This window comes from Streptomyces sp. NPDC056361, from assembly GCF_042262805.1.
Classification (GTDB): Bacteria; Actinomycetota; Actinomycetes; order Streptomycetales; family Streptomycetaceae; genus Streptomyces.
The window spans coordinates 21491-29731 of sequence record NZ_JBHJQI010000104.1; the positions used below are offsets into that span (position 1 = coordinate 21491).

At 73.4% G+C, this 8241-nt stretch carries 5 protein-coding genes; 2 read left to right on the top strand and 3 right to left on the bottom strand.

Annotation, left to right across the window (positions count from 1 at the left end; translation table 11 throughout):
- Positions 1 to 13 precede the first annotated feature (13 nt).
- The 3 genes from fxsT to ACFCY7_RS28140 all read right to left on the bottom strand — a co-directional run bounded on the left by fxsT (position 14) and on the right by ACFCY7_RS28140 (position 5892).
- Positions 14 to 3967: an FxSxx-COOH system tetratricopeptide repeat protein gene (gene fxsT, locus ACFCY7_RS28130; protein WP_376488855.1), complete on the bottom strand. Its 3954-nt coding sequence runs from the start codon at positions 3965 to 3967 to the stop codon at positions 14 to 16.
- A gap of 385 nt (positions 3968 to 4352) precedes the next feature.
- A complete protein-coding gene (locus tag ACFCY7_RS28135; RefSeq protein ID WP_376488856.1) occupies positions 4353 to 5153 on the bottom strand; it encodes a DUF3097 domain-containing protein in 801 nt (266 codons plus the stop codon).
- Positions 5154 to 5163: 10 nt separating this feature from the next.
- Positions 5164 to 5892, bottom strand: a complete 729-nt coding sequence (locus ACFCY7_RS28140; protein WP_376488857.1) for an MBL fold metallo-hydrolase — start codon at positions 5890 to 5892, stop codon at positions 5164 to 5166.
- 147 nt (positions 5893 to 6039) lie between these two features.
- Here ACFCY7_RS28140 and hrcA point away from each other — a divergent pair, with 147 nt between their 5' ends.
- Both hrcA and dnaJ read left to right on the top strand, forming a co-directional pair.
- Entirely contained in the window at positions 6040 to 7059 is a 1020-nt protein-coding gene (hrcA, locus tag ACFCY7_RS28145; RefSeq protein WP_376488858.1) for a heat-inducible transcriptional repressor HrcA, read from the top strand.
- Positions 7060 to 8199 (top strand): molecular chaperone DnaJ, encoded by a 1140-nt coding sequence (gene dnaJ, locus ACFCY7_RS28150; RefSeq protein ID WP_376488859.1) that lies wholly within the window; start codon positions 7060 to 7062, stop codon positions 8197 to 8199.
- The last annotated feature ends 42 nt before the right edge of the window (positions 8200 to 8241 follow it).

The following is an 8241-nucleotide window of genomic DNA, read 5'->3' on the forward strand; positions in this document are numbered from 1 at the left end:
GGGGCCTCGCCCCTCAGTCGACGTGCGGCTCGAATTCCCAGGTGGGGCGGACGCGCCTGCGGGCCGCAAGGGTGTGGGGGTGCTGGGCGCCCTGGGTCTGGGTGAGGAAGTCGACGGCGTCCTCCTCCAGGTTCTCGGCCTCTTCGACCGCGCTTGGGCCGTGCGGGCCGGGCAGCGCGCGCAGGTCGGAGGCGAGGCCGAGTCGGCAGGCGAGCGTCAGCGGGTGCTGGTTGCCCAGGACCTGCCGGGCCCGGAGGAGGGTGTCGCGGCCGAGTTCGACGGCGGAGGCGACGTCCCCCGTGCCGGTGCGGGCGGCGGCGGTGTCGAGGGCGCAGCCCAGGGTCCAGGGGTGGTCGGGCCCGAGCGCGGAGCCGAGTCCCGCGAGGGCGGACTCCAGCATGGTGTGGGCCGCCGGCCGTTCGTCGGAGGCGTGCAGCACGAGGGCCGTGTTGGTGGCGGCGCCGAAGGAGACGGGGTGGGCGGGGCCGAGGAGGGTCCGGTAGCCGGTGTCCGCTTCGGTGACGAGTTCCCTTGCCAGGTCGAGGTCGCCCTGCTCCCGCAGGACGTTCCCGTAGTGGGTGAGGCACTGGAGCGTCACGTGGTGCCCGCGCCCGTGGACGGCCACGGCTCGGTCGAGGAGCTCGGCGAGCGCGGTGCCGGCATGCTGCGGGTCGCTGTGCCGGGAGCACAGGGCGAGTTCGAGGTCGGCGTCGAGGGTCTGGGGATGGCGTGCCCCCAAGGACTTCCGGTGGCGGCGGGCGACATCGGCCTGGTGGACGAGCGCCGTGCCATGCCCGCCGAGCAGCCGCCGACCGCGGGTGACGGCATTGGCCGAGGCGAGTCCGGCGAGATGGTTCCCGCCGAGGACCTCCTCCCGCACCGCCAGCGTCACCAGGTCGTTCTCGTACGCCTCCGCGTAGTGTCCGAGCGCCCGCAGCGTGATCCCGAGGTCGTGGCGGGCGGCCAGGGTGCGCGGGTCGTCCGTGCCGACGAGCAGGACGCTCCGTTCGAGCACCTCCTGCTGGATGCCCCGCGCGTCCGCGTACCGGCCCTGGTGGCGCAGGCCCGCGGCCACGGCGCCCCGTGCGTACAGTTCGGCGAGTTCGCCGTGCGGGCCCCGGCCGCCGACCGTCGTGTCCCGCAGCGCGCGGAGGCTCTGGGCGTGCGCCTCGCGGAAGCGGCCGGCGGCGCGCAGGAGGTCGGCCTCCAGGGCGGTGAGACGGCTGGGCATCGGCCCCTCGGTCGGGCGCATGAACGCGTCCCAGTGCTGCCGGACGAGCCCGGCCAGCCGGATGCCCTCCTGGTAGTCGCCGCTGTACTCGCAGGACCGCAGGCAGTTGAGGACGGTGGTCTGGATGCGGGGCGCGGTGCTGTCGAGCGCCCCCGAGGGCTCCAGGTGGGGCAGGAGGACGGAGTAGCGGGGCCAGTGGCCGGGGTCGGCGGGGTCGCCGGGATCGGCCTCGGCGAGGAGGTTGCGGACGGCCTTGCGGTACGCCGCGTGGTGCTCCCCGTCGGTGAGCCGGGCGACGATGTCGTGCACCAGGCGGTGCATGTGGACCGTCTCCTCTTCCGGTCCGCTCCCCGCCCCGTCGGCGGAGACGCGGGTGAGCACCGAGTAGCCGACGAGGGTGTCGAGCGCGCGGGTCCAGGCCGCCTGGTCCGTGGCGATCCAGCGGACGTCCTCCGGCAGGTGGGCCGAGGGGCCGGTGCGGAGCAGGCCGAGCGGGAGGGGGCCTGGGGCGAAGGAGGCGCACAGGACGAGGACCTGCAGGGCCTGCGGATGGGAGCGGCGGAGCCGGTTGATCAGGATCGACCAGGAGGTGAGGGAGGCGCTGGGCATGTCGTCGCCGGGGGAGCGGTCGTCGACGGTGGAGTAGAGCCCTTCGCGGACCCTGTGGAGGTACTCGGCGGCGTCCACGCCGGACTCGCCGAGCCAGGCGGCGGCATGGGCGAGCGGCAGGGGTACGTCCCCGAACTCCGCGGAGATCTCGTCGGCCTCGGCCGCGGTGAGCTGCGGGGCGCGGCGCATCAGGTAGCCGGTGGACTCGCGCCGGTCGAAGCCGGGGACCTCCAGGACGTCGGTGTGCTCCCGCCAGCCGCGGTTGCGGGACGTGATCAGGACGTGGCCGGGGCCGTGGGGCAGCAGGCCTTCGATGGCCTCGGTGTCGTCCCAGCCGTCGAAGACCACGAGCCAGCGGCCGTGCGGGGTGCCCCGGCGAAGGGCCTCGCGGACGGCGCGGACGCGCGCGCCGGGATCGCCGCCGGTGGGCAGGCCGAGCTCGGCCGCGAGGTCGCCGAGACGGTCGAGCCGGACGTTGCGGTCGTCGGAGTGCACCCACCAGACGAGGTCGTAGTCCGGGCTGAACCGGTATGCGTACTCGGCGGCGATCTGCGTCTTGCCGATGCCCGACATGCCCAGGAGCGTGCACGCGGCGCCGCCCCGCTCGGCGGCCATGAAGCGTTCCTGGAGGGCGTTGAGCAGGTCGTCCCGACCCGCGAAGCGGGGATTGCGGCGGGGGACCGCGCCCCAGACGGCGGGAGGGTCGTCGGGGTAGCGGGCCGGGGGCACGTCGGGGCGGCGCCGGTCGCCGGCGCTCGCCGTCCCCAGGGCGAGCCTGGTGAGGAGCAGCACTCCGGCCGTCTCCTCGGTGAGGCCCCACAGGTTCACCGGTTCGAGCACGGCGGCGGCCGGAAGCAGGGGGTGGTTGGTCAGGTTGACGGCGGCGAAGCGCTCGGCGTGGTCGCCGACGAAGCCGCGCAGGACGTCGTTCCATTCCTCTTCCGGCCGGTTCCCCGGCCTGAAGAACCACTCGTCGAGGACGAAGAGGACCTGGCCTCGGGCGAGCAGCAGATCGCGGAGCACCTGCTCCAGGGGGACCTCGGGGGGCGGGTCCCAGCGCTGGAGCGTGGCGCGGTGGCCGTGCGTCTCCAGCCGTTGCGCGATCCACGCGGCCCACGGCCGGTGGTGGCCCGCGAAGACGACGGTGACGTGGAGGACGGCGTCCGGGACGACCGGTCGCCCGGTCGGGGTCTCGGGCCGGTGTGCGTCGCCTTCCCCTTCCGGGACCGCCTCCGCCGATCGGTCGGACCGGAGCGACGCCACCTCCTCGCGCAGTCTCGCCAGTTCGTCCTGGCTGCGGGCGAGCCTCTCCTCGGTCCGCAGCCGGTCCGCGTCCTCCTCGGCGACCGCGGCGGCGTCGGCGGCGAGCAGGGTGTGCTCCAGGTCGGCGCAGCGTTGCTCGGCGAGTGAGACGCGGAGTTCGGCCGCTTCGAGGGCCGCTTCCAGCTCGGCGACCCGGCGGCGCAGGGTCTGGTGGTCGGTGAGCATGCGGTGTTGCTCCGCGCGCAACAGGTTCAGTTCGATCCCGGCGGTCCGCTGCGCGCTCACCTCCTCGGTGAGCGCCTGCCGTTCGGCCTCCAGCGTCGCGACGCGCTCCTGGTGTTCGAGCAGGGAGGTGGCCACCGCGTCGGCCATCGTCCTCGCGAGGGCCTTCTCCTGGAGGGCGGTGGCCAGCTGGTCCTCCAGCTGCTGGACCTGCCACGCGCGGGTGTTCGTCGACTTGAGCGCCGCGCGCTGCATCCGGGTCAGGGCCTGGCGGGCCTGCGGGGACATGGGGCGTCCCAGTTTCTTGCCGACGTCGTCCATGAGCGCGTGGAGGAAGTGGTCGGGGGCGGTGGTCTCGCCGCTGAGATAGCGGCTCACGCTGCTCGGGCTGTAGCGGCGCTGGACGGCGTACCTGCGGAGGGTGGTGTCGAGTTCGCAGAAGCACCGGCGTAATGCCTCGGCCAGTTCGCGGCGCTCGCCCACGACGTGGTCGGGAATCGGCCGCAGGCCCATGAGCAGGGCGTTCGCCAGGTCGGTCGCCAGGGCGTCGAGCGGTACGAGCTCAGCCGTGACCGGGCGGTCCGCTCCGCCGTCGCGGGCCTTCTCGTCGCCTTCGGGGCCCTCCGCCGTGACGCCATCCACCCGTGCCGCTCCTCCGGGTCGTGATCGGGACTGTCCCACAGCATCCGCAACGCGTATCGCTTGGCGCAACACCGCGAGGGGCTCGGAGGGTTGGGGGACCAGACGGTCAGCGGCGAAAGGCGGCGGCGATGAAGGCGACGAAGACGACGAAGATGAGGAAGACGAGGAAGGCGATGAAGCGGAAGGTCTCCCTCAAGGTGGGGCTCGCGGTGGTGGGGGCGGTGGTGTCCGGGGCGGTTCGGGCGGTGGTGGGGTGGTTGCTGGAGGGAGGGTCGGGAGGGGCGTAGCCGCGGGGGCCGGGCCGGGGCGTGCCAGGGCGGGCCGGGGCGGGGCGGTTGCCCGCCTGGGGCCCGCGAGGCCCCGGGGTCTACGGGGTCTACGGGGGCTACGGGGCCGTCACGAAGTCGATGAGTTCTTCGACGCGGCCGAGGAGGGCGGGTTCGAGGTCTTTGTAGGAGGTGACTCTGGAGAGGATGTGCTGCCAGGCGGCGCCGGTGTTGTCGGGCCAGGAGAGGGCGCGGCAGACGCCGGTCTTCCAGTCCTGGCCGCGGGGGACGCGGGGCCAGGCGGGGATGCCGAGGGAGGAGGGTTTCACGGCTTCCCAGACGTCGATGTAGGGGTGGCCGACGACGAGGACGTCGGGGGAGGTCACCTGGGCGGCGATCCTCGACTCCTTCGAACCCGGGACCAGGTGGTCGACGAGGACGCCGAGTCGGGCGTCGGGTGCGGGCGCGAAGTCCGCGACGATCGACGGGAGGTCGTCGACGCCTTCGAGGTACTCGACGACGACGCCCTCGATGCGCAGGTCGTCGCCCCAGACCCGTTCGACGAGTTCGGCGTCGTGGCGGCCCTCGACGTAGATGCGGCCGGCGCGGGCGACGCGGGCCCGGGCGCCCGGGACGGCCACCGAGCCGGAGGCGGTGCGGGTGGGGCGGGCCGGGGCGGCGGAGGGGCGGACCAGGGTCACGACGCGGCCTTCCAGGAGGAAGCCCCGAGGGTCGAGCGGGAACACCCGGTGCTTGCCGAAGCGGTCCTCCAGGGTCACCGTGCCCGCCTCGCAGCGGATGACCGCCCCGCAGAAGCCCGTGGTGACCTCCTCGACGACGAGGTCGCGGTCGGCCGGCACCTCGGGCACGGGCGCCGAGCGCTTCCAAGGGGGCGTCAGATCCGGGTTGTAGCTGCGCATTCGGGCGACGTTATGCGACGGAGAAGCGCCTCGCCAGTTCCTCCCGCTGGAGTCGTACGAACGCGGCGTCGACGACCGCGCCGTGCCCCGGCACGTACAGGGCGTCCTCGCCGCCGAGGCCCAGCAGCCGGTCGAGCGCGTCCGGCCAGCGGGACGGGACCGCGTCCGGGCCCGCCTGCGGCTCGCCCGACTCCTCGACCAGGTCGCCGCAGAACACCACCTCGCGGGCGCCGGGGACGCAGAGCGCCAGGTCGTGGCCGGAGTGGCCGGGGCCGACGTTCGCGAGGAGGACCTGCCGGCCGCCCAGGTCGAGGGTCCACTCGCCGGAGACGACGTGTCGCGGGGCCACCAGGACGTCCGCGGCCTCCGCGGCGGCCGCCGCGTCCAGGCCGTGCCGTACCGCGTCGGTGCGCAGCTCCTCCCGCTCCCGCGCCCGGCCGAGGAGCTCGTCGGAGCCGACCGCGCCGAAGACCTCGGCGCCCGCGAACGCCGCCGTGCCGAACACGTGGTCGAAGTGGGGGTGGCTGAGTGCGATGTGCGTCACCTTGCGTCCGGCTGTGAGTGCCGTCACCTGGGCCCGCAGCCCGGCGCCCTCGGCGAGGGAGGAGCCCGTGTCGTACAGGAGCACCCCCCGTTCCCCCAGTACCAGTCCGGCCGTGGCGTCCCAGCCGGGCAGTCGTCGCCGGCCCACTCCGTCCGCGAGTCGTTCCCATCCGTGCGCTTCCCAATCCACGTCCATGGGGCGACGCTAGCCGGTGGGGGCGCCGCCTCCTTGCCAGGAGCGATGCCCGCCGCCGTACACTGACCGGGGATCGCTGGCACTCGGACCGGGTGAGTGCCAAAAGCGGAGCAACCGGAACGACGTCGACAGCTGGAGGTGCGCACGATGCTCAGCGAACGCAGACTCGAGGTGCTGCGCGCCATCGTCCAGGACTACGTCGGGACGGAGGAGCCCGTCGGTTCCAAGGCGCTCACCGAGCGGCACAAGCTCGGCGTCTCGCCGGCCACGGTGCGCAACGACATGGCGGTCCTGGAGGACGAGGGCTACATCGCGCAGCCCCACACCAGCGCGGGCCGCATCCCGACCGACAAGGGCTACCGGCTCTTCGTCGACCGGCTGGCCGGCGTGAAGCCGCTGTCGACGCCCGAGCGGCGCGCCATCCACAACTTCCTCGACGGCGCGGTGGACCTCGACGACGTCGTCGGCCGCACGGTCCGGCTGCTCGCCCAGCTGACCCGTCAGGTCGCCGTCGTCCAGTACCCCTCGCTGACCCGTTCGACCGTCCGGCACGTGGAGCTGCTCTCGCTGGCCCCGGCCCGCCTGATGCTGGTGCTCATCACGGACACCGGACGGGTCGAGCAGCGCGTCATCGACTGCCCCGCTCCCTTCGGCGAGGCCTCGCTGGCCGACCTGCGGGCCCGGCTCAACAGCCGGGTCGTCGGCCGCCGGTTCGCCGACGTGCCGCAGCTGGTGCAGGACCTTCCCGAGTCCTTCGAGGAGCTCGAGGACCGCGCCACGGTGTCCACCGTGCTCGCGACCCTCCTCGAAACGCTCGTGGAGGAGCACGAGGAGCGGCTGATGATCGGCGGCACCGCCAATCTGACCCGCTTCGGACACGACTTCCCCCTGATGATCAGGCCCGTCCTGGAAGCCCTGGAGGAGCAGGTCGTGCTCCTCAAGCTGCTCGGCGAGGCCAAGGAATCGGGCATGACCGTACGCATCGGGCACGAGAACGCCCACGAGGGGCTGAGCTCCACGTCCGTCGTCTCGGTCGGCTACGGTTCGGGCGGCGAGGCAGTCGCCAAACTCGGCGTGGTCGGACCGACCCGCATGGACTACCCCGGAACGATGGGAGCGGTACGCGCAGTGGCACGTTACGTCGGACAGATCCTGGCGGAGTCGTAAGTGGCCACGGACTACTACGCCGTGCTCGGCGTGCGCCGCGACGCTTCCCAGGACGAGATCAAGAAGGCGTTCCGGAGGCTCGCGCGCGAGCTGCACCCGGACGTCAATCCCGATCCGAAGACGCAGGAGCGCTTCAAGGAGATCAACGCCGCCTACGAGGTCCTGTCGGACCCGCAGAAGAAGCAGGTCTACGACCTCGGCGGCGACCCGCTCTCGGCCTCCGGCGGCGGTGGCGCGGGCGGCGGCTTCGGCGCGGGTGGCTTCGGCAACTTCTCCGACATCATGGACGCCTTCTTCGGCACGGCCTCACAGCGCGGCCCGCGCTCGCGGACCCGCCGCGGCCAGGACGCCATGATCCGCCTGGAGATCGACCTCAACGAGGCGGCCTTCGGCACCACGAAGGACATCCAGGTCGACACGGCGGTCGTCTGCACGACCTGCTCGGGCGAGGGCGCCGCTCCCGGCACCTCCGCGCAGACCTGTGACATGTGCCGCGGCCGAGGCGAGGTCTCCCAGGTCACCCGGTCCTTCCTGGGCCAGGTCATGACCTCCCGCCCCTGCCCGCAGTGCCAGGGCTTCGGCACCGTCGTCCCGACGCCGTGCCCCGAGTGTGCGGGCGACGGCCGGGTCAGGTCCCGCCGCACCCTCACGGTCAAGATCCCGGCCGGCGTCGACAACGGCACCCGCATCCAGCTCGCGGGCGAGGGCGAGGTCGGCCCCGGCGGCGGCCCCGCCGGCGACCTGTACGTCGAGATCCACGAGACCCCGCACGAGACGTTCCAGCGGCGCGGCGACGACCTGCACTGCACGGTCACCCTGCCGATGACGGCGGCCGCGCTCGGCACCAAGGTGCAGCTGCAGACCCTCGACGGCCTCGAGGAGATCGACGTCCGGCCGGGCACGCAGTCCGGCCAGTCGATCCCGCTGCACGGCCGCGGCGTCACGCACCTGCGCGGCAACGGCCGGGGCGACCTGATCGTGCACGTCGAGGTCCAGACCCCGGGCAAGCTCGACGCGGAGCAGGAGCGGCTGCTGCGCGAGCTCGCCAAGCTGCGCGGCGAGGAGCGGCCGACCGGCCAGTTCCAGCCGGGTCAGCAGGGCTTGTTCTCGCGCCTGAAGGACGCCTTCAACGGGCGGTAGGACGGAGCGGTACGGAGGGAGGGGCGGCACCCGCGGAACGGC